This window comes from Campylobacter sp. MIT 97-5078, from assembly GCF_006864455.1.
In the GTDB taxonomy this organism is placed as follows: Bacteria; Campylobacterota; Campylobacteria; order Campylobacterales; family Campylobacteraceae; genus Campylobacter_D.
The window spans coordinates 63,884-85,270 of record NZ_QHLK01000008.1 but is presented as its reverse complement, the minus strand read 5'-3'; the positions used below and the strand labels follow the sequence as shown (position 1 = coordinate 85,270).

Below are 21,387 nucleotides of genomic sequence, written 5' to 3'. Positions count from 1 at the left end.
TCAAATCAATGAAAGTGTAGCTCATATAGAAAGTGTGACTCAAGATAATGTTAAGATTGCTAATGATAGTTCAGTGATTTCTGATACGGTGAATGATATTGCAAGAAATATACTTGAAGATACTAGGAAGAAGAAGTTTTGATATATATAAAACACAAGTAACCTTATGCTTTCAAATCAAACCTTAAACTCAAATTTGGGTTTAAGGTTTGGCTGTATTAAAATATTCATTATTTTACCTTGTTCTCAAGTATTGCTTTAAAGTCCTTGATCGTATTTGTGATATTTGGGCTTATGCGAAGTAGGGTATGCACTTTTTCATAGACATATAAATTGTTTTTTATATGCTTTTGTGTGCTTTAAAATAGGATTTTGATCAACTAAAGCTTTTATATCGGTAGCTTGAAGCCCTATGATTAAAAGGTCTGGGTCATTATCAAGTGTATTTACCTTAGATCATCGGTCTTTTTTCCTTTAAGGGTAAGATATAAGATTGATTATTTTGAAGCAAAACTTCACAATTTAAAACATAAATTTCTTTTAAAATGTCTTTTGTAAAAAAATCTTTTGTGCTACCTTTATAACGCAATTTACCCTCTTTTAAAAAGATAATTTCATCACAAAAAGCAAGAAAAATCCACCAAGTAAGGTGCAAAGCGGTAGAACAAGGATATTATTATAAAGCATTAAACGCATAATATGAGGCACGATAAGTCCTACAAAGCCTAAGTCCGCTAAAAGCAACAGCTAAAGATGAAACAATGAGCGAATTTCTTTGCTTGCCAAGGGCATACCGATGAGTATAGCTATGATAAGACGCGGCATTGTGGATTCTAAGACTATTGTTCTTAGTTTTGAATTCTCATCAAAAAGCGAAGTGACAATCTCTGTAAAGTTAGCTTGCGATTTACCGATATTTAAGGCAATAAGAAAAATGACTATATAAGCAAAGATAATAAAAATAAAGTTTATAAATAAACGCTTAGAAATCATAAAAATCATTCTTAGTTATGATTTATTTTATCAATTTAAAACAAATCATTTATCAAATATATCTTTTAAATACTTTATTTTTATCGAAATTTTAAGCCATATTCTAAGCTTATTTTCTTTAAAATTTTTCTTAGTATGATATTTAATTGCAATATATTTTTTAAGTAAAAATTTTTAAGCATATATTAAAGCAATGCTAGCTATCATTTTTTGATAAAATTTAAATTTCTAAAAAAGGAGAAAACAATGAGCGTTGAAAGCATTATTTCGCACATGAATGATCATCACAAAGATAATCTTATTGATTTGTGTAAAAAATTTAGTGCTGTTGAAAAGATAGAAGACATCAGCCTTAAAAGTGTGGATTTAGAAGGACTTGATATAGTATATAATGGTGGTGAAAAACTTCGCATAGATTTTCCTGTTAAAGCAAAAGATGAAGAAGCTCTTAAAAATGCGATTATCGATCTTTGTAAGAGTGTAAAATCAAGCGTTGATTACACAGCGGTAAAAAAAGAGCTTGATGAATTTAAGGCTGGTTTTGGATCGATCTGTCTTGCAACTATCAATGCTAAGGGCGAGGTTGAGTGTTCTTATGCACCGCTTATTCAGAGTCAAAAGGGCGATTATATCTATATCAGCGAAGTTGCTGAACACACCTCAAATATCAAAAACAATCCTAACAATGTTGAAGTGCTTTTCTTAGAAGATGAGAGCAAGGCAGCTTCTGTGATCTTAAGAAAAAGGCTTCGCTATAGAGTAAAAACCGAGTTTATTAAAAGAGGTGCGGATTTTGACATCATTTTTGATGAGTTTGAAAAAAGAAATGGCAGTGGCGGCGGTATCAAGATTATCCGAGGAATGCTTGATTTTCATCTTGTTAAACTCACTTATCAAGAAGGAAACTTCGTAAAAGGCTTTGGACAAGCTTATAAAATAGACACAAAGGGCGAGCTTATGCACCTTAGCGGTAAAACAGGTGCAAATCCTCACAGAAAAGCTCCACACGGAAGCAACCCACATACTCATAATCCACACAAATAAATTAAAAGGCTCATCAAAGAGCCTTTTAAAAGTTTGTATAAACTTAGAGTTTTTATTCATTTAAATTTATTTTTTATTTTCCTATGAGTTTCTTTGCTTTTTCCCATAAATTAATACCGAGTTTTTTGGCTTCTTGAGTGTTAAAGTCTTTATAACGCTCGCTTGTGAGTTGTTCTAAATTGCTAATTTCTTTTTTAAAGATATTGATCTTGCTTTGAGCGAGTTTGCCAAAATCGTTAATTTTAGGATTTTTCTTAAGGTCATTAAGCGTAATCAAAATCTGTTCTCTACTTTCGCTTGCAAGCCTTTTGAGCTTCGCAAACAAAGTATCAAGCTCATTTTCAAGCAAATTTTTTATAATACCCTGCACCGGTTCATCACTTTTCTTTGCTTCAAGCCTTAAAAGTGTGATAAAATCGTATTCTATATCGATAAGCTCTTTTTCTTTGTTGCTTAAATCCTCTTCAAGCGTGCAGTAATTGAAACTGGTTTTAAATTTTTCTATACCTAAAGCTATGCCCTCTTGCGTGCCTTTAACCACGCCTATGCAAAGTTCTTTAGCATAGTTTTTAGACTCATTAGCTAGCTCAAATGCTGTATTAAGCACGATTTGTGTGCTTTTTAAAATGCGTTCTTTTTCAAATTCAAGCTCACAAATAGTTTTATAAACTAAATTTTTAGCGATTTCACTTGATTCAAGTTCTATATCATCACCCTTTTCTAAAGTCGTTATAAAGGCACTTTCAGCTATTTCTCTTAAAATTCCAAGCATTTCAGCCTCAAATAAAAAAGCATCGTTTAAGCTTGTAGAAATTTCTTCTTTAAAGTTTGATTTTTCTATGCTTTGTTTAAGTTCATAAAAATTTTGACTAATGGTGTTTTTAATCACATTTTTTTGCTCTTCTATCTTTGCCTTAAGCACACTCATTTCATTTATATGTTGGTATAGCTTTTCTTCTTCTTTTTTCACCTTAGCTCGAATTAAAGCCTTGATTAAAGAGGTTATATTTTCATTATTTAAAAGCTCAAGCTTTTTCAGCACCTCTAAAAAATCAAACAAAAGCACATTTATCTTTGCTTTTTCATCGCTTAATTCTTTAAAAGTAAGATTATAACCCAAATCCTCGATAAGTTCATTTGCCTTATCCTTGTGTCCTGAAAGTGTGTTTTCAAATATAATTAAAGTATTTTTCATTTTTTTTCCTTCATTTATAGCACAAATTTAGCCCTTGCTTTTAAGGTTGCAAAAAGATCAAGCCTATCTTTTTCGCTATCAACAAAAACCCTCAGCAAAAAGCTGTAGTATGTGTCATTTTTGCTTGCGTGTGAAAATTTACAGCTAAACTCTCTTTGTCCTAAAAGCTCTTGACAAATTGCATTTGCATTTACGCCTTTTTCAAAGATGATTTTATACTCCCAAAAAGTAGGGTAGTCAATTTTTGGTTTTTGATTACACGCGTTTAAATTCACCACTCTTGCCGCCTTTTTTATGCTCTAAAACAATATTTGAAATTTCCATACTCTTATCTATGGCTTTAAGCATATCATAAATGGTTAAAAGTCCTATACTTACGCCACTTAAGGCTTCCATTTCAACCCCTGTTTTACCTTCGCATTTTACGCTTACAAAAAGCTTAAAAGCACACATTTTTTCATCTTCTTCTATATCTACTTCAACACCACTGATATTTAAAGGATGGCACATCGGGATAAGTTCGCTTGTCTTTTTTGCTCCCATGATCGCAGCAATGACAGCTGTTTCAAGCACAGCTCCTTTTTTAACAGCCTTTGCTTTCACTGCATGAAAGGCTTCTTGACTTACTTTGATCACTCCACTTGCTCTAGCTAGTCTTGAACTTATTTCTTTTTCAGCAACATTAACCATTTTTGGTCTGTTATTTTCATCTAAATGACTCAGCTGCACTTATAACCTTTTTGAGATATTTTTAAAAAAATTATAGACAAATTGAGTAAAAATTTAGCTAAAATGAGCGAAATATTTTTCATAAAAAAAGGAGAATTCAATGAGAGAATTTGAAGATGATGAATTTGAAGACTTAGATGATGAAGATGTTTTATCGTATGAAGATGATTATCTAAGAAGCGAGCATTCCGAGCATTCAAGAAATTATAATTATGATGAGGACGATTATAGTTTTGACGATGAAGATTATGATGATAGTTATGAGATGGAATAAAGCTTAAATAAAGTTTGGCTTGGATATAATTTAAGCTTAATTTTTTTTAAGAAAAAAAGAAAGGGCAATTTCTAATGAAGGTAAAAACACTCAGTAAAAAAGAAATAAAAACTTTAGGGCTTTCCTCTCTAGGAGGAACCTTAGAATTTTACGATTTTATTATTTTTGTCTTTTTTGCTAATATCATTTCAGAGCATTTTTTCCCAGACAGCTTAAGTGAGACTTGGAAGATCATCAATACTTATGGCATTTTTGCGACCGGATATTTAGCGCGTCCTTTAGGTGGCATTGTTATGGCTCATTTTGGCGATAAATTTGGGCGAAAAAATATGTTTATGCTCTCTATCTTACTTATGGTTATCCCTACTTTTGCCCTTGCTCTTGTGCCAACTTTTGAGACCATTGGTTATGTTGCACCTTTGTTTTTGATCTTTGTGCGAATTTGTCAAGGCATAGCTGTGGGTGGGGAATTGCCCGGTGCTTGGGTGTTTATCCACGAGCATGCTCCTGATAAACAAAAAAATACTTATCTTGGCTTTTTAACCGCTTCTGTAACGGCTGGAATTTTGCTTGGAAGTTTGGTGTATTTGCTTACTTATATGATTTTTGAAAAAAAAGCGATTGAAGAATGGGCTTGGCGTGTGCCTTTTGCTTTGGGCGGGGTTTTTGGTATCATCTCCGTGTATTTGCGTCGCTTTTTAGAAGAAACACCTGTGTTTCAGCAGATGAAACAAGATAGTGCTTTAGTGACTTTTCCGCTTAAAGAAGTGTTTAAAAGCTCAAAATTTGGTGTTGTCGTGTCTATGCTTGTAACTTGGGTTTTAACCGGTTGTATTTTGGTTTTTATCTTGCTTATGCCAAATTTTATCAGTAAAATGCCGAGTTTTAATCTTGATGCTTTTGAAAAGACTTATTTTCAGATTTCTGGGCTTGTTTGTATAGTTAGCGGGATTATTTTAAGTGGAGTAATTTCTGATAAAATCAAACCATATAAGGTGTGCATAGCCTTTAGTATTGTTTTTGGGGTGTTTAGCTTTTTATTTTTTAAAGAGTTGTATTCAAGTTCGCCAAGTCAAGTAAGTACGATAGGGCTTTATTGTTTGACTTGTTTTGGCGCTGGGATTATGAACTTTTGTCCTGTGTTTATGAGTGATGTATTTAAGCCTCACATTCGCTTCAGTGGAATTTCTTTTGCGTATAATATTGCTTATGCGATCGCAGGAGGTTTTACGCCTCAACTTGCTGCTTTTTTTCATAATACAGCCCTTAAAGAGCCAGCAAGTTTGATGAGCTATGGTTTAAGTGCGTATGTGCTTGTGCTTGCCTTTGTTGCCTTTAGCACTTCGCTTTTAATGCGTAGGATGTATGAAAAAGCTTAATAATACCCCACGCATAAGCTTGAAGTAATTTTGATCTTTTTTTCAAGTGGAGTAGGGCTGAAAAAATGGCATTTTTCTATGTAAATATAATGTTTATAATCAAGTCCTAAGAAGTCATAAAAGGCTTTGAGATTGACAAATTTGATCCCGCAAAGTTCTTTGATCTCAAGGAGCTGATAGATCGAAGAGTTATTCTTTGCCACTAAATGAGAGGGCGAAAGTGTGGTAAAAGAACAAAATGCACTTGCTAAAACAAAGCCATTTAAGTCATCACAAGCTTTTAGTGCTTTGGTGTGCTTTTTGAGTATGCAAGATTTGTGTAAAAAGATTGTCCTTGTGCCTTGATACCTTGCTATGCTTGCATTTTTCCAGAATTTAAAAGCATTTTTTGAAATGCCAGCTATTTTGTGAAATTGCACATTAAGCACATATTCATCCAAAAAGGCATTTGGGGGCAGTATGAGGCTAGTCATTGCCCTTTTTTAATCAATAGGCTTATTTAAATTAGCTTTAGCAAAATCAGGAAGTTTAGCGATAAAATGTTCCGTATTGAAATTTGCACCTTGACTTTTAGCTTCTTTGATCAAATTTAACGCCGCATTTACCCTATAAGGCGAGCCACCATTATAAGGTGCAAAGATATTATTAGCAATAGCCAAAGCATATGCACTGCGTTTGATCTCTCCATCAGCTGAATGAGGAGTATTAGCAAAACATACACTTTCAATCAATGCTTCATCAAAATCCCAGCGGTGGAGCAAAAAGCCCAAAAATGAGATATGATCAACACCTAAAAAATTGTCTTCAACCATAACGATATTATGAAAATCGTTTTGCTTTAAGGCATTATAAAATTCTTTTTCTTTGTGGTTTTGAATTAAAAAGTTTGCAAACACTATCATACCAAATCGCAAAAGCATAACACAAGGCACGAGCAGATATGAAAGCTTCTTATCTTCTTCTAAAAGCCAGCTTGAAACAAATTTAGCCTCTTCGTTGCAATTTTGCAAGAATTTGTTTGTATCAAGCCCATAAGGACTCATATCAACTTTGAAATTTCCTTTGATAGAATCAGCAGTAACAATATTTTTAATATTTGTTACTCCAAGCAAATTCACAACTTGTTGAATAGTTGTAATCTCTCTTGAAAAGCCATAAAATGGCGAATTTGCAAGCTGTAAGAGTTTGGCAGTAACCAAAGGATCACCAGAAATTATCTCAGCTACCCTATCAATTTTCATATTTGAACCAGCTTCATCTATATAAAGCTGTAAATTTCTAACCGTTTGTGGTAAAGGCGGTAAGTGTTCTACGCTTTCAAGCAAGGCTTGATTCATATCTTGAATTTGAACCATTGGACCTTATCCTTATTTAAAATAGCATAAGGATGATTTTAAGCTTTTTTTGCTAAATTAGAGCTTAAAAAAGAGTGCGAATTTATAAAAAATACCAAGCTTTTTGATACTATAATTAAAACATGTAAGACAACCATACTTCACACACTTTTTAAGCAAAAAATAAAAATATTTTTTTAGGCTTTTATATCTCAATTTGAGTTTGGTTTTTGCCAAGCTTAGATTTTTAAATTTATTTTTATTTAAAGTCTTTTTAAGTAATTCCTCATTTATGCGTTTGATCTGTTAAAAAAGTCCAAAAAGAGAAACCGCAAGTAGAAAAAGAGCTAAAATAAAGTAACGAGAATTAACAAAAACTAGAGGTAGAGAATCAAAAATTAAGACAAGATTACCACAAAATGTTTTACAAAAAGCGTAGGAAAGAAAACGAAAGCTATGAGACGGCTTTAAAAACTTACTTAATTGTTTTTTGTGAATTTTTTTTCCTTAAAGATCGCATCGGCATTTTACCAAAGAAACGAACATAAAAGTGAAATTTTTACTTTGGCGATTAAGCATTTTAAAAATTTGTATTCAAATTTAAAGTAAAAATGAAGCTTAAAATATAACAAAAAGCAAAGCTTTATTTAACCTTGCTTTTTAACCACCTTTACTCGATCTATGGAATTTCCATCCATTTTTTTAACCTCATAATAACAAAACTCGTCCTCCAGCCTATCGCCCACCACAGGCAAACGCCCAAGCAAGTTAAATACATAGCCTCCTATAGTAACTTGTTCTAAATCCTCTGGATAAGTGATGAGTAATAATTCTTCAACTATTTCTATCTCGCACCTTCCTTTAAAATCATAAATTCCATCATTGAGCTTTTTATACATTTCATCATCATGCTCACTTTGTATATCGCCAAAGATTTCTTCCATGATGTCTTCCATAGTGATAATTCCAGCTGTTCCGCCGTATTCATCAACAACTAAGGCTGTGTGATTTCTTTCTTGATTCATACGTGCAAGCACCTTTGAAATGCTGATGTTTTCAGGCACAAGAAAGATAGGACGCACAAGTTCATCAAGGCTTTTTTTCTCCCCACAAAACTCATTTTGCACTAAATCTCTAATGTGTATCATACCCAAAACATTATCCTTAGAGCCATCTATATAAGGAAATCTTGAATGTTTGCTTTCAATAATGATCTTCATATTTTCCTCATATGATTTGCTCTTATTTAAACAAATCATATCTTTTCTAGGACTCATGATCTCTTTTGCCACCGTGTCGCTAAAATCGACTGCATTGCGTATGAGTTCGGTTTCAAACTCATCTAAAACCCCACCTTTTTGGCTTTCGCTGGCAATGATCTTAATCTCTTCTTCACTATGTGTTAGCTCGCTTTCACTAGCTGGACGAATTCCAAGCATTTTAAGACATACAGCAGCGAGAAAATCAAAGGTTTTAATAAAGGGCAAAAACACGCACCAAAAGATATGCAAAGGACGAGCTACCCAAAGCACGCTTTTATCAGCCACAGCTATAGCAACACTTTTTGGCACAAGTTCGCCTACCACTACATGAAAAAGCGTGATAAAGGTAAAAGCAATCACAAAGGCTATAGTATGAAGTAAGGCACTTGGCAGGTGAAAGACAGATAAATAATGCTCAAGTAAGCTTGCAACAGCTGGTTCACCTATCCAACCAAGTGCAAGTGAGCTTAAAGTAATACCAAGCTGACAAGCACTTAGATAAGTATCAAGCTTTGAAGATATTTCTAAAGCTTTTTTAGCATTTGGTTTTTTTTCTTTTACAAGCTCTTCTAGCTTTGAGCGACGAACCTTAACAATGCTAAATTCAGAAAGCACAAAAAAACCATTTAAAAGCACGAGTAAGAATGCAACGAGTATCATAGTAGTAGAATAACCAAAATTTAGCACGAGATTTAGATTCTGACTGGGGTCCAAAAAAGCTCCTTAAAAAAAATAATTTTGTAAATTATAGCAAATTTAAAACATAAATTTTTGTGTCTTTTGTGTGTCTTGTATTTGATTTTTTAATTCTAACAAACAATAATTAAAAATTTTCTTAATCCTGCCTGAAAATAAATCCTATGTGCAAAAAATGCAAATTATTTTTTTGTTTTTCGTTTTTATTTGGGAAACAGCTTTTATCTTTAGATTTTCATAAAGCCTATAAAATGTTTTCTAAGATTCTTAAAAACAAAAGAATCAAATCTCAACTTGCGATGAATAAAGAAGATAGGCAAAAAATCTTAATGCTGAAGAAAGGACAATAAGGTGCTTTTGCCAAGTAATGCATAGCATAGTTTATCAAGCTCCACAAATACAAGGATAGAATCCAAAGAGCGAAACGACAATAGAGAATTGCGATGGACAATTGGTAGCGATACAGGAATTAGTAGAGAGTGATCAAGCTTAATCGCTATATATTCGTTAAGTAATTTCGCTATAGCTATGCCTTGGGCTTTCATTATTTGAGCAATCTAGTTTTATACTTAATAATTTCTACGATAACTTTAAAAAGTCTGCGTAATCCCTTGGCGGTAGGGAATGTCAAAAGTGCTACAAATATAATTCCTAGAGCATAAAAAAGTTTTTTACAAATCAAATAAACAAGTGAAATAAATTTTGCTTAAAATCACAAATTTACACTTAAACTTCAAGCATATTAAGAAAATCATCTTATACTTTTATGATAAATTAACTTAAGAAAGGAACAAAAATGCCAATAGTAACAATTAAACTCTCAAAACCAGAGTTAAGTAAAGAGGACAAAGAAAGCTTGATTGCTGATATAACAACACTTTTAAGCACAAAGTATTCAAAACCAAAAGAAAGAATTGTGGTGATGATAGAAGATATCGAGCCTTATGATGTAGGTTTTGGTGGCAAGAGCGTAGCAAAGATACGATCAAAGGGCTAAAAATGAGCGAGTTAAAATTAGGCGATAAAGCCCCTGAATTTAGCCTGAAAAATCAAGATGGGATTGAGATGGCTCTTAAGGATTTTAAGGGGAAAAAGGTAGTTTTGTATTTTTATCCAAAGGACAATACACCGGGTTGCACTACTGAAGCTTGTGAATTTAGCGAGCTTTTGGGAAATTTTGAAGATAGAAATTCTATTATTATTGGTATAAGTCCAGATAATGAACGTTCTCATGAAAATTTCATTACTAAATTTAAACTTAAGCATATCTTGCTAAGCGATATTGATAAAGAAGTAAGCAAAGCGTATGGAGCATGGGGTTTAAAGAAAAATTATGGTAAAGAATATGAGGGCATTATACGCTCGACTTTTGTTATAGATGAGCAAGGTAAAATCTCTACTATTTATAAGAATGTGCGTGCAAAAGATCATGCGGCTAAGGTTTTAGCTGATTTAGCAAAGGCTTAATTTTGCTTGTGCATATTTGTTGCTCTGTAGATAGTCATTATTTTATGAGTGAGCTTCAAAAAGCTTGTCCAGATGAAAAGCTCATCGGTTTTTTTTATGATCCAAATATCCATCCTTACAGCGAATATGAGTTGCGTTTTTTAGATGTAAAAAGAAGCTGTGATAAGCTAGGTATCAAGCTTTTTAAGGGTGAATATGATTATGAAAGCTGGTTAAAGGCTGTAAAGGGTTATGAAGATGAGCCTGAAAAGGGTGCAAGGTGTGAAATTTGCTTTGATAAACGCATACAAGAAAGTGTGAAATTTGCTGTAAAAATAGGTGAGAAAAAGCTTACAACTACACTTTTGACAAGCCCTAAAAAAGACTTAGTTCAACTACAAAATGCTTTACAAAAACAATGTTCACCCTTTGGTATAGAGTTTTTAGCTCCTGATTTTCGCAAAAATGGCGGCACACAAAGGCAGTTTGAACTTGCTAAAAATGAAATGCTCTATCATCAAAATTATTGTGGTTGTTTATATGGACTAAGCAAACAAAAGGAAAATAAGCCTTTTATCGATGAACTTATGAGTCCTATCACAAAGCAGATTTTGCCAGCGAGTATAGAAGCAAGGATAAAGCTTTATAAAAAGGTGCAAAGCCTTGAAAAAAAAGGTGTGAAATTTAAACTTGAGCGAGAGAAATTTTTAAACTACCGCTTGTTAAAAGCTGGCATAAGACTTGATAAAAAGCCTTTAAAGGCTCATTTTTTGTTTTATTCGCATTTTAAAAATGCCTATACAAGATTTTTACAAAATGAGGCTTTAAGCGGAACTTTTTCAAGCCCTAAAGATGAGCTTCATTTTTGGGATTTTAGCTTTTTTAATGCTCTTTGTAAGTATAAGTTTAAAAGCTTTGAAGACTTTTTAAAGCGTCCTTTAAGTATAGAAGCTGAGGTTAAAATTCGCACAAAAATGCTAGGAAATTATAATCTTAGCCCCATTATCATTACAGAGCGTTTGCCACAAGGTAGGATAGAACTAAGTGCAAAAAGCGAGATTTATTTTGACGTGCGAGAAAAAATTATTCTGCTATGAGCTTATATAAATTTAGTATTTTATTTTGTTTGCATTTTAAAAGGATTTGGTGCTAAGGGGTATTAAAACAAAAATTTTAGCTATTTTGTAGTGATGAACTAGCCCATCTTTGCCCTTTAAACCGATAAATATTTATCATCTAAAGCAGAATATACTTTGGATATGACCGAGCTTTATAAAGCTTTCTTCTTTCTTGCAGTATTGAAGTTTTCACACTCAAAGCTTTCTTTTGCCCAAGACTAAGCTAAAGCTCTTTTTTTATAGATATTCATATAAACTCTACCCAAAAAGCTTCAAGTAGTTTAAATGCTGCATTTTGCAAATCCTCATCAAAGCTTGCTGTGGCATTTTTGTGCAATACTAGTTTGGTATTTAATCCAGCATTAAAAGCTAAGATGATATTGTGAAAGACGCAAATATGTGAGACAAGTCCGCCAAATTCGATTTGCTCGTATTGTTCTTCTTTTAAAAATTGGGCAAGTTCTAAGGAGCCAAAAGTATGCTTTTCAAAGATTTTTTTCGCTCTTTTTTTAAAAGGCTCGCAAAAACTTGGTAAATTATGTCCTTGAGTGCCTTTTAAGCAGTGTTTTATAGGTAAATTTATACCTTCTTTTGTGTGAAGATAGTTTTCATCGTGCGTATCAAGGGTGATGAGTATATCTCCATCAAAATTTTCAACTAAATTGTTGATCTCATTTTTTAGTGTAGTTGCTTTTTCAAAGCCTAAAGCCCCATCAATAAAGTCGTTTTGATAATCCACTAAAACAAAGGCTTTTTTCATTTTACTCTTTAGTCTGCCAAAAGCTTTGATAATGCACATTTTCAAAGGCTTTTTTAAGGCTTACAAAAAGCTTAGGATTTTCTTGCTCAAGCTTTGCTAAAAGAGCTTTAGTTTCTTCTCTGACGTGAGGGTATTTGACATTTTTTTCGCTAAGTTTTAAGCCCGGACAAAACTCATTGCCTATGACTTGCAAATCATTCATTGTAGCATTATCTCTAAGTTGTCTTTCACGCACAAAAATCAAAGGACGGATCACACTAATACCTCTTTGAGCCTTGTAGATAGGACTAAGCGTCCTTAAAGCTCCATTATACATAAAGCTCATAAAAAAGCTCTCAGCTGCATCATCAAGATGATGAGCAAGAGCAAGTTTATTAAAGCCTTTTTCCAAAGCATAGGTGTAAAGCGCACCCCTACGCATACGTGAAAAATAACTACAAAAACTTGAGTTCTTGCGTATGCTCTCGCCTGAAATTTCATAAATATTGCTCTCAATAATGCTGTGTTTGATGCCATGTTCTAAACAATGAGCGTGCAAATGTGAATAATCCTCGCCCATACCATAACTCAAAGTAGCTGTTTCAAACTCAAATTTAAAAGGAGCATGTTTTTGCATACGAGCTAAAAGATGAGCTAAAGCTAAAGAATCCTTGCCTCCACTAAGTCCAAGTAAAACCTTATCGCCTTCCTCGACGAGCTTAAATCTTGCATTGGCTTGTCCGACTTGACGAATGAGTCTTTTGCTAAGATTGATCATAATTTATCGCAGATTTTAAGCACAAATTCAGCTGAAGTTTGAGCTGATTTAACCACAAATTCATCAAAATCAAACTCAGCCTTTTCTCCAGCCTCATCGCTCATCGCCCTTAAGATAAAGCAAGGCACTTTTAAAGCTTCACACACCAAAGCAACACTTGCTCCTTCCATCTCGCAAGCATCAGCATTAAAAACTTCTCTAATCTTGCTTTTTTTCACTTCATCACAGATAAACTCATCTCCAGTTGCGATAATACCCTCATGAAGCTTCACGCCAAGTTCATTTGCTACTTCTTTAGCTAAAGCATTAAGTTTTTCATCAGTTTTTACAAAAACTTCATTACCCGGCACAAAGCCTAAAGGATGTCCAAAGGCTGTAATGTCAAGATCGTATTGACAAAGCTTGTTTGCAACAAGCAAATCGCCTATTTTAAGGTTAGGATTAAAAGCTCCTGCAACGCCTGTAAAAAGCAAAGTTTCAGCCTTAAATTTTTCTATCATTATGCTTGCTGAAAGAGTGGAATTAACTTTGCCTATCTTTGAATAGGCTAAGATCAACTCGTGCTTTTTGTATTGTGCAAGATAGTAGCTATTGTTTGCATAATTAATTTTTTCATAATTTTGAAGTTTTTCTAAAAGCGGGCTAATCTCCTCTGGCATAGCCCCTAAAATAGCAATTTTCATCGTCCTATCACCTTTATAATTTCATCAAGTTCATTTAAATTTGTAAAAGAATAAGTCTCTTTGCTCGTATTTTTTTTGTTTAAGCCTTTTAAAATAGCACTTGAAAATTCTACAAAAAAGTCCGTATTTACCTCGACATTTTTTATGCTTTGTTTATACAGCACCGGTTTTATGAGTTGCTCGCTAAGTAAGCCTAAAGCTTCGCTCTTACTTGTGTAAGGCTTGGCATTTGCATTTGAGATCACGGGTTTAAAGCTTGATGAAAGGCTATTTTCAAGCAAGGCTTTAAATTTCATACTAGCTTCTTTTAAAAGCGGACAATGACTTGCCACACTCATATTTAAAAGCATAGCTCTTTTTGCACCAGCTTTTTTAAACTCAGCCTCATAAGCTTGCAAATGTGCTTTCATGCCAGCTACGACGATTTGTCCGTCGCAATTATAATTTGCTGCATAAATTTGCTTGTTTTTTGCCAAAGCTTCTTGACAAATTTGCTCAACTTGTTCATCACTAAGCCCTAAAACTACAAGCATACCAGCTTCTATCTTATCACAATCTTCTTGCATAAACAAAGCTCTATTTCTTACCAAAAAAAGTGCGTCAAGAAAGTTAATGCCACCTTGAACGCAAAGGGCTGAAATTTCGCCCAAAGAATGTCCCAAAGCACATTCACACTCTAAATCAAGCCTTTCTTTAAAAGCAAGATACGCCATTAAAGAGCTTAAAACTATAGCTGGCTGGGTAAATTCGCTTTTATTTAAATCCTCATTTGGCTCAAAAAGTAAGTGTTTAAAATCAATTTTACAATGATCACTTGCATTTTGCAAAAGCTCTTTAGCTTGGCTGCAGTTTTCATAAAAATCCTTAGCCATACCAAGAGCTTGTGAGCCTTGTCCTGCAAAGATAAAAACGGCTTTCATCAAACTACCTTAATGGCAACCACAACCGCCATGTCCGCCACAACATCCTCCACCGCCGTGGTGATGATTATGCTCATGTCCGCCACAACCGCAAGCTCCACTGCCTGCTATAATACCAGTTAAAATTTCATCTTCGCTCGCTTCTCGTGCATCAAGTATATTAAGACTAAAAAGCAAATCCCTGCCCGCATAAGCGTGGTTATAATCAATCACAACCTCATCATCTTTGATATCTTTTACTATAACTCGCACGGTACCACCATCTTCACTTTCGCCAAAAAGTTCCATGCCTACTTTTAAATCAATACCAGCAAATTGCTCTTTTGGTAAGGTTTGCACTGCACTTTGATCATATTCGCCTAAAGCCTTATCTTTTTTAATGATAACATCAGCCTCGCTAGGGCAATCAAGCTTTGCAATCTCTTCTTCTAAGCCTTCTAAAATTTGTCCTTTTCCAAGTATAAAAGAAACAGGAGCAGAATGTAAATTTGACTCTAAAAGCTCTCCTGTGTTGGCGTCTTTAAGTTCATAAAACATTGAAACTACGCTATTTTTAGCTATTGACATTTTTTCTCCTTTTGATTTTATTTTCTATTTGGTGCAGCTTTGGCTTCTTTACTTTGTGGATAGTCCTTTTTCAAAGCTTTATAAAAACCATTTGCTGCTTTTGTATCGCCTACCTTATCAAGGCTAATGGCTGTATGATAAAGCAAGATTGGCATATACTTTGCTTTTGAATATAATTGAGCACTTTTTTTATAATAATTTATGGCGTTTGCATAGCGTTTTTTCTTGTATTCTATCTCGCCTACATGAAAATTTGATAAGGCTGGCTTGTAATTCTTTTCGATTAAATACTCAAATTTTACTTTTGAATTTTCATAGTTGTTTTCATTGTTAAATTCTTTTAAAGCAAGTTCTAAAAGTTCATCTAACTCTTTTTTCTTCCAAGACTCATCATCTTGTTTTTTTTGTGCAGTTGGTATGACTTGTTTGCTTTCATTTTCATCTGCTGGTGAAGTTATTTGCAGTGTTTGACTTAAATTTTGATCTTGTGTGTTTTGGTTGATATAAGTATCCATAAGCTGACTAAGCTCGCTTAGAACTTGTTTGATTTGCTTGTTATTTGTTTCTTGAATTTTTCGGCTTTCTTCAGCATAAGTTCGAAGTTTTTGAAGTTCTTTGCTGAGGTTTTGTTCAAGCTGGGTGATTTTGGTATTTGTTTTGCTGTATTGAGAGTTAATACCCTCTAGAGTGCTTTGTATGCCTTCTATTTGTTCATTGACTGAATTTATCCTTGCGTTATTTTGCAGATAGTTGTTATTGAGTGTATCAAGCTTGTCTTTTAAAATTGTTTCGTTTTGCGTAAGTCCATAGCTAGAATTATTATTAATGTTTCCTGCGTCAAAAGCTGAAGTTTCAGCTAAGGCAGCACTAAAAAGAGCTGCCAAAGTTAGTAGTATTTTTTTCATTGTGGTTTAAAGATTAAAGTCCAACTTTAATCTCTGCACGACGATTTAGTGCGTCACACTCTGCTGTTCTTTCAGTACAAACTGGGTTAGTTTCGCCATAGCTTTTTACAGCAATTTGTTTTGAATTAAGACCTAAAGTAACCAAAGCTTTTTTTACAGCATTTGCTCTTCTTAAGCCAAGAGCTTGGTTGTATTCATCAGTTCCCCACTCATCGCAGTTTCCTTCAACTGTGATTTGAGCACCACCTGCTTGACCTTTAAGTAAGTTAGCACCTGAATTTACAACAGCTTGCATATCTGATCTGATATTGTATTTGTCAAAATCAAAATAGATTTTTCCAAGTCCGCTCGCAAGAGAACCAGCACCACCAAAAGTATCGTTACCACCAGAAGCAGCACCGCTAGTACCTTGTGTGCTACCTGTTTGGGTAACTGAAGGTGATTTTTTAGCTGCTTGGCAACCACTAAGAATCATTGCAAAAACTGCAACCGAAATTAAGAGAATTTTCTTCATCTTTTACCTTTCATAAAGTTTTGTTAAGTATGTTAATTATAACTAAAAAATATTAAATTTGAATAAAATTTACCAATCAATCGATTGAATTTTCCCAACCTTGAGTGGAAAATGAAAGGATTTATTGGCATTTACGCGGATTATTCCTAAGGCTGTTTGATCACCAAGATATTTGATAAACACTATACTTCCACCATCACTTGAAAAACGAGGGAATAAATTCTTGCCATTTGCTGTAAGCTGACGGATATAATCACTTTCTGTGCTCATTAAATAGATATTAAACACGCCCTTTTGTTCCATCTCGCGACTTGAATATACGATATAGTTTTTGTAGGTTGAAACAGCTGTGTTATTGCGTCCGTGAAAGACAACTTGCTCGGCATTTGATCCGCCTATTTTTTGCATGAAAAGATTTGGATAACCCAAGCGATCGCTTACAAAAACTACTTTTTGATCATTTTCTATGAAATTTCCATTTACATCAACGCCTGAATAGTTTGTGATTTTAATCAAACTCTTTTTTTTAAGATCATAAAGATACACATCGGGTTGATCTTGTGGTGCCATAGTAACAAGGATTTTATTTTCATCTTCGCTCACATCACTTGCGACGATCATACCTCCACTTGAAAGTATCCTTGTAGCTTTGTTTGTGTTAAGATCATAACGATAAAGTGTAGGGATATTATGATCATAGGCAGTGTAGTAAAATGCACTTTGAGCTTTGTTTGCCCATTTTGGAAAGAGGTTTAATCCGCCTGCTACAACGACTTTTTGATAAGTAAGTGTATAATCAGCCATGATAATTTGGCTTCTTTTTGAATTTGAGGTTTTGGCAATTAAGATTTTATGATCCATCCATTCAACTGGAGCTAAGCCTAAGGTATTAACAGAGTCTTTAATACTTGTATGAGCCAAGAAAGGATAGAGCTCAAGGCTTGGCACCGAGTAACTTTTGTTACTTTTTTCTGTGCCATCAGCTTCAATCTTTACCCTTAAATTTAAAGCATTACCACCTTCTTTGTTGAGCTCGTATTCAAGCAGATAATTGCCTTGTTTATTACCTCTTTCAAGGACTTCAAAATTCGAGCTAATTTTTAAATCATTTAAGATGAGATTATAAAAATTTCTTTTTAAGGTTGCATCGCTAAGTGTTGAGTTGTCTTTGATGATGATTTTTGGTAAAACGGTGCCTTTATTGACGATAGAAATAGAGGTTTCTTCAGCTGCAAAAACAGCTGATAAGATCAAAAAGAAAAGACCAAAGATTTTTTTCATTTTTTTCTCCTTAATGTTGTTGCATGCTGATTTCATCGCTTATAGAAGCGGTATCTTCGTATCTTTTTGAATTTGGTGGATACGCGATAAATTTACCTTTTAAATCATCTAAAAAGAGTTCAACTTTTGCGTCAAATTCAGCATTGCCACTTTTTGAAACTGAAGTATATCCAAAAATTCCGTTACTATCTATAAAAAAATACACGATTACACTAAAATTTCCGCTCCTTGGATAAAGGAGCCAATTTTCTTGCATTCTTCTTGCAATCTTACCCAAAAACTCATCATATACCCCAGTCATCTGCTTTTGTGAGCTTTGTCCTATCTTATCACTTTGATTGATGAGTGAGTCATTGAGTTGCTTTACGATATTTGAAGCAATTGTGCTTGTGGTGGTTGTCTTGCTTTGAGATTTGTTAGATGATTGCACCTTAGAGCTTTGCTCTTCTTGATAATCTTTGACATTGCCAAATAAAGAGCTAATATCACTTGCTTTTTGGGTGTTTTCTTTTGTTTCAATGGCTTTATTTGTTGTTTCTTTAAGTTGCTCTTCTTCTATTTTGGCTTGTTCTTGGGGATTTGATTGCGTGTTTTGCACGGGTGTAGCTTGGTATTCGCCAAGTTCGACATCAACAAAGCTATTTGCTATATCAGTATATTTTACACTTTGCTTGATTTCTTTGCTGAGTTTAAAAGCGATAAAAAAAACAAGAACCATATAAACGATTAAAGCGAGCAAAAAAGCGTTAAATGATCCTACACCATAATCTTTCAAAAGCTACTCCGTTTGCAAAGAAACCTTGCTAAAGCCTAAGTTTTTTACCGCTCTTAAAACAAAAATCACATCATCATATTTAAGCTCTTTATCAGCTCGTATAAAAATCGGCTCATCAAGTTTAAATTGTGGTTTGAGTATGGCTAGGTTATCTACAAAACTTAAAAAGTTAAATTTTTTTTCATTGATAAAAATTTCTCTTTTGCTATTTACGGTAATAATAAGACTTTTAAGCGTTGCTGTTGAATTTGTTTTTTGTGAGCCTTTTGGGAGGTTGATATTTTCTTCATAAGTAATGCTTGGTGCAGTTACCATTAAAATGGCAAGCAAAACAAGCATAATATCAACCAAAGGCGTGATATTGAGTTCTGGCTTTTCATCAAGAAATGACAAAGTTATGCCTTTGCAAGAATTTTTATTTCGCTATCAATGACACTCATCAGTTCAAATGCTTTTCTTTTTATGTTTAGGTGAAAACTATAAGCTGGTATAGCTACGAGTATCCCACAACCTGTAGCTACAAGTGCCTCGCTGATCTTTGGAGCGATGATGCTTAAAGAGTTTTGGGTGCCAAGTCCGCCAAAGGTTTCAAGTATAGATACAACCGTTCCAAAAAGTCCTATAAAAGGCGAAGTTGAAGCAATGATAGAAAGCCAAGTTAGCCCCACACTTGCTCTTTTTTCAGCTAAATTTTTATAAATTTCAAGGCGATTTTTTTCATTTTCTGGACATTTTCTGAGTATAGATTCGGTTTGAGAAATATCTTTATTTCCCATGAGTAAATATTCTAAACTTCCTTTTTCTTTGTTGATCCACACGCCTAAAAAAGTCGATCGAGCAAATAAAATAGCAAAGCTTAAAATAAAATAAAAAGAAAGCCAAATTAACACTATATAAGTAATAAGGCTTGATTCATTAAAAAAATGGATGATGGACGCCGTATTGATCACTTACTTTATCCCTGCTTTGTTGTCTATATTTGCAAGAGTAGAAGCTAGAGCCACGCTATCAGAACTTGCTGATCGAAGAAGTTCTTTAGCTGCATTTAAATTTTGTGCTATTTCGCTGTTTTCATCTGCGTTAATGGCTACTGCACCTTTGGCTAAAACAGTGGTTTTAAATTCATTAACTTCTGCATAACCTGAATCAACAGCGATTAATTCATGCTTAGAATCAGCTTTTTCTATATCAATTACTCCAGCTTTTAAAGATGAGATAAGTGAAGCATGCCCTTTAAGCACGCCAAATTCACCTTCACTTCCGGGCAAAACTACACAACGCACCTCGCCCTCATAAATCATACCCATAGGTGTTACCACCTCTAAACGCATCAAATCACTCATGCTTAGCCTTTAGCTTTTTCAGCCTTTTCAATGGCTTCGTTGATATTACCTACCATGTAAAACGCATTTTCTGGTAAGTGATCGTATTTACCTTCTAAAATTCCTTTAAAGCCGGCTATAGTATCTTCAAGGCTGATATATTTACCCGGACTTCCTGTGAAAACTTCAGCCACGAAGAAAGGTTGAGAAAGGAATTTTTCTATCTTTCTTGCTCTTTCAACTACAAGTTTATCTTCTTCACTAAGCTCATCCATACCTAAGATAGCGATAATATCTTGCAAATCCTTATACTTTTGAAGCACAGATTGCACCCCACGAGCAACTTTATAATGCTCTTCGCCGATGATATGTGGATCAAGCACACGAGAAGTTGAATCAAGTGGATCAACAGCTGGATAAATTCCTTTTTCAGCAATGGCTCTATTAAGAACGGTCGTGGCATCAAGATGAGCAAAAACGGTTGCTGGAGCTGGATCAGTTAAGTCATCAGCTGGCACATAAACGGCTTGGACTGAAGTGATTGAGCCTTTCTTAGTTGAAGTAATTCTTTCTTGAAATTTACCCATTTCACTTGCTAAAGTTGGCTGATAGCCCACAGCTGAAGGGATACGTCCAAGAAGAGCTGACATTTCAGAGCCTGATTGAGAAAATCTAAAGATATTGTCGATAAACATAAGCACATCAAGCCCCATTTCGTCTCTAAAATATTCAGCCATAGTAAGCCCTGTTAAAGCGATACGATTTCTAGCTCCTGGTGGTTCATTCATTTGTCCGTAGCAAAGGGCAACCTTGTCTAAAACATTACTTTCTTTCATTTCATTATAAAGGTCATTTCCTTCACGTGTTCTTTCGCCCACGCCCGCAAATACTGAATATCCGCTGTGCTTAAAAGCAACATTATGGATAAGTTCCATGATAATAACCGTTTTTCCAACACCAGCACCACCAAAAAGTCCTACTTTTCCACCCTTAGCATAAGGAGCGAGTAAATCTACAACCTTAATGCCAGTTTCAAAAATTTCACTTTTTGTGCTTTGTTCTTCAAAAGGGGGCGGATCTCTGTGTATGCTCCAATGTTTATCAAAGTTTAACTCTTCGCCCTCATCTATAAGATCGCCGGTTACATTGAAAATTCTTCCTAATACCTTTTCGCCAACTGGCACGTTAATAGGTGCTCCTGTAGCTTCTACCTCAAGTCCTCTTACAAGTCCTTCTGTCATATCCATAGCAATAGTTCTTACCCTTTCATCGCCAAGATGAGCAGCGACTTCTAGGATGAGTTTGTGTTTTTTGCCATCTAATTCGTAATTGACGATCAAAGCTTCATTAAGCTGTGGTAGATAATCGCTAAAATCAACATCAACCACTGGTCCTAAAATTTGTGAAATCAATCCTTGCTTACTCATTCATTT

At 34.3% G+C, this 21,387-nt stretch carries 26 protein-coding genes and 2 pseudogenes; 7 read left to right on the top strand and 21 right to left on the bottom strand.

All coding sequences use genetic code 11. The features are described from left to right. Positions 1-142 (top strand): annotated as a pseudogene (locus DMB91_RS09110) (chemotaxis protein); the annotation flags it as partial. 482 nt (positions 143-624) lie between these two features. Here DMB91_RS09110 and DMB91_RS09105 read toward each other — a convergent pair. Further along, positions 625-772: pseudogene (locus DMB91_RS09105) on the bottom strand (iron chelate uptake ABC transporter family permease subunit); the annotation flags it as partial. Then, complete coding sequence (locus DMB91_RS05670) at positions 748-993, bottom strand: iron chelate uptake ABC transporter family permease subunit (protein WP_034906510.1); 246 nt, start codon at positions 991-993, stop codon at positions 748-750. The pseudogene DMB91_RS09105 and the gene DMB91_RS05670, both read right to left, overlap by 25 nt. A gap of 246 nt (positions 994-1,239) precedes the next feature. Between DMB91_RS05670 and DMB91_RS05665 the strand changes: the two genes are divergently transcribed. Further along, positions 1,240-2,037 (top strand): HugZ family heme oxygenase, encoded by a 798-nt coding sequence (locus DMB91_RS05665; RefSeq protein WP_034906511.1) that lies wholly within the window; start codon positions 1,240-1,242, stop codon positions 2,035-2,037. Positions 2,038-2,110: 73 nt separating this feature from the next. On the opposite strand, the gene DMB91_RS05660 is transcribed toward DMB91_RS05665, so the two are convergent. The 3 genes from DMB91_RS05660 to moaC are packed head-to-tail and all read right to left on the bottom strand — an operon-like array spanning position 2,111 to position 3,961. Beyond that, a complete protein-coding gene (locus DMB91_RS05660; protein ID WP_034906513.1) occupies positions 2,111-3,232 on the bottom strand; it encodes a hypothetical protein in 1,122 nt (373 codons plus the stop codon). Between the two features lie 14 nt (positions 3,233-3,246). Further along, the gene (locus DMB91_RS05655; protein ID WP_034906515.1) at positions 3,247-3,510 is read right to left on the bottom strand and encodes a DUF493 family protein; all 264 of its coding nucleotides are present in this window, start codon (positions 3,508-3,510) and stop codon (positions 3,247-3,249) included. Beyond that, positions 3,488-3,961, bottom strand: a complete 474-nt coding sequence (gene moaC / locus DMB91_RS05650; RefSeq protein WP_034906517.1) for a cyclic pyranopterin monophosphate synthase MoaC — start codon at positions 3,959-3,961, stop codon at positions 3,488-3,490. The genes DMB91_RS05655 and moaC overlap by 23 nt, the downstream gene beginning before the upstream one ends. A 100-nt stretch (positions 3,962-4,061) precedes the next feature. On the opposite strand from moaC, the gene DMB91_RS05645 reads away from it, so the two are divergent. After that, a complete protein-coding gene (locus DMB91_RS05645; protein WP_143116857.1) occupies positions 4,062-4,235 on the top strand; it encodes a highly acidic protein in 174 nt (57 codons plus the stop codon). 74 nt (positions 4,236-4,309) lie between these two features. Beyond that, complete coding sequence (locus DMB91_RS05640) at positions 4,310-5,614, top strand: MFS transporter (RefSeq protein ID WP_034906519.1); 1,305 nt, start codon at positions 4,310-4,312, stop codon at positions 5,612-5,614. On the opposite strand, the gene DMB91_RS05635 is transcribed toward DMB91_RS05640, so the two are convergent. The 3 genes from DMB91_RS05635 to DMB91_RS05625 form a co-directional block, all read right to left on the bottom strand. Further along, the gene (locus tag DMB91_RS05635) at positions 5,611-6,087 is read right to left on the bottom strand and encodes a hypothetical protein (RefSeq protein WP_034906521.1); all 477 of its coding nucleotides are present in this window, start codon (positions 6,085-6,087) and stop codon (positions 5,611-5,613) included. The two genes, DMB91_RS05640 and DMB91_RS05635, sit on opposite strands and share 4 nt — an antisense overlap. A 9-nt stretch (positions 6,088-6,096) precedes the next feature. Then, the gene (locus DMB91_RS05630; protein WP_034906523.1) at positions 6,097-6,969 is read right to left on the bottom strand and encodes an HDOD domain-containing protein; all 873 of its coding nucleotides are present in this window, start codon (positions 6,967-6,969) and stop codon (positions 6,097-6,099) included. Between the two features lie 626 nt (positions 6,970-7,595). Next, positions 7,596-8,924, bottom strand: a complete 1,329-nt coding sequence (locus tag DMB91_RS05625; protein WP_034906525.1) for a hemolysin family protein — start codon at positions 8,922-8,924, stop codon at positions 7,596-7,598. Between the two features lie 778 nt (positions 8,925-9,702). On the opposite strand from DMB91_RS05625, the gene DMB91_RS05620 reads away from it, so the two are divergent. Genes DMB91_RS05620 through DMB91_RS05610 form a run of 3 tightly spaced genes read left to right on the top strand, consistent with a single transcriptional unit; the run spans position 9,703 to position 11,449 of the window. Then, on the top strand, positions 9,703-9,903 hold the full coding sequence (locus DMB91_RS05620) for a tautomerase family protein (protein WP_034905013.1): 201 nt from the start codon (positions 9,703-9,705) through the stop codon (positions 9,901-9,903). 2 nt (positions 9,904-9,905) lie between these two features. Beyond that, positions 9,906-10,373 carry a thioredoxin-dependent thiol peroxidase gene (bcp, locus tag DMB91_RS05615; RefSeq protein ID WP_034905015.1) on the top strand — a complete coding sequence of 156 codons (468 nt, stop codon included), beginning with the start codon at positions 9,906-9,908 and terminating at the stop codon, positions 10,371-10,373. Between the two features lie 2 nt (positions 10,374-10,375). Next, complete coding sequence (locus DMB91_RS05610) at positions 10,376-11,449, top strand: epoxyqueuosine reductase QueH (protein ID WP_034905017.1); 1,074 nt, start codon at positions 10,376-10,378, stop codon at positions 11,447-11,449. 268 nt (positions 11,450-11,717) lie between these two features. Here DMB91_RS05610 and DMB91_RS05605 read toward each other — a convergent pair whose 3' ends face one another. The 13 genes from DMB91_RS05605 to atpD all read right to left on the bottom strand — a co-directional run bounded on the left by DMB91_RS05605 (position 11,718) and on the right by atpD (position 21,381). Further along, positions 11,718-12,230 carry a cysteine hydrolase family protein gene (locus DMB91_RS05605; RefSeq protein ID WP_034905020.1) on the bottom strand — a complete coding sequence of 171 codons (513 nt, stop codon included), beginning with the start codon at positions 12,228-12,230 and terminating at the stop codon, positions 11,718-11,720. 1 nt (position 12,231) lies between these two features. Continuing rightward, positions 12,232-12,987: a tRNA 2-thiocytidine biosynthesis TtcA family protein gene (locus tag DMB91_RS05600; RefSeq protein WP_034905022.1), complete on the bottom strand. Its 756-nt coding sequence runs from the start codon at positions 12,985-12,987 to the stop codon at positions 12,232-12,234. Further along, positions 12,984-13,670, bottom strand: a complete 687-nt coding sequence (locus DMB91_RS05595) for a 5'-methylthioadenosine/adenosylhomocysteine nucleosidase (protein WP_034905025.1) — start codon at positions 13,668-13,670, stop codon at positions 12,984-12,986. The genes DMB91_RS05600 and DMB91_RS05595 overlap by 4 nt, the downstream gene beginning before the upstream one ends. Further along, positions 13,667-14,590, bottom strand: coding sequence for an ACP S-malonyltransferase (fabD, locus tag DMB91_RS05590; protein ID WP_034905027.1), 924 nt, complete (start codon positions 14,588-14,590; stop codon positions 13,667-13,669). The genes DMB91_RS05595 and fabD overlap by 4 nt, the downstream gene beginning before the upstream one ends. Before the next feature lie 9 nt (positions 14,591-14,599). Then, positions 14,600-15,157 carry a peptidylprolyl isomerase gene (locus DMB91_RS05585; protein ID WP_034905029.1) on the bottom strand — a complete coding sequence of 186 codons (558 nt, stop codon included), beginning with the start codon at positions 15,155-15,157 and terminating at the stop codon, positions 14,600-14,602. Between the two features lie 17 nt (positions 15,158-15,174). Continuing rightward, positions 15,175-16,062: a tetratricopeptide repeat protein gene (locus DMB91_RS05580; RefSeq protein ID WP_034905031.1), complete on the bottom strand. Its 888-nt coding sequence runs from the start codon at positions 16,060-16,062 to the stop codon at positions 15,175-15,177. 13 nt (positions 16,063-16,075) lie between these two features. Continuing rightward, the gene (locus DMB91_RS05575; RefSeq protein WP_034905032.1) at positions 16,076-16,576 is read right to left on the bottom strand and encodes an OmpA family protein; all 501 of its coding nucleotides are present in this window, start codon (positions 16,574-16,576) and stop codon (positions 16,076-16,078) included. Positions 16,577-16,645: 69 nt separating this feature from the next. Beyond that, a complete protein-coding gene (tolB, locus tag DMB91_RS05570) occupies positions 16,646-17,857 on the bottom strand; it encodes a Tol-Pal system protein TolB (RefSeq protein ID WP_034905035.1) in 1,212 nt (403 codons plus the stop codon). A 10-nt stretch (positions 17,858-17,867) separates the two neighbouring features. Further along, a complete protein-coding gene (locus DMB91_RS05565; protein ID WP_034905036.1) occupies positions 17,868-18,632 on the bottom strand; it encodes a TonB C-terminal domain-containing protein in 765 nt (254 codons plus the stop codon). Positions 18,633-18,635: 3 nt separating this feature from the next. Then, the gene (locus DMB91_RS05560; protein ID WP_034905038.1) at positions 18,636-19,025 is read right to left on the bottom strand and encodes an ExbD/TolR family protein; all 390 of its coding nucleotides are present in this window, start codon (positions 19,023-19,025) and stop codon (positions 18,636-18,638) included. Between the two features lie 2 nt (positions 19,026-19,027). Then, positions 19,028-19,579, bottom strand: coding sequence for a MotA/TolQ/ExbB proton channel family protein (locus DMB91_RS05555; protein WP_034905127.1), 552 nt, complete (start codon positions 19,577-19,579; stop codon positions 19,028-19,030). Between the two features lie 3 nt (positions 19,580-19,582). Next, on the bottom strand, positions 19,583-19,975 hold the full coding sequence (atpC, locus tag DMB91_RS05550; RefSeq protein WP_034905040.1) for an ATP synthase F1 subunit epsilon: 393 nt from the start codon (positions 19,973-19,975) through the stop codon (positions 19,583-19,585). 2 nt (positions 19,976-19,977) lie between these two features. After that, complete coding sequence (atpD, locus tag DMB91_RS05545; RefSeq protein WP_034905042.1) at positions 19,978-21,381, bottom strand: F0F1 ATP synthase subunit beta; 1,404 nt, start codon at positions 21,379-21,381, stop codon at positions 19,978-19,980. Between the last annotated feature and the right edge of the window lie 6 nt (positions 21,382-21,387).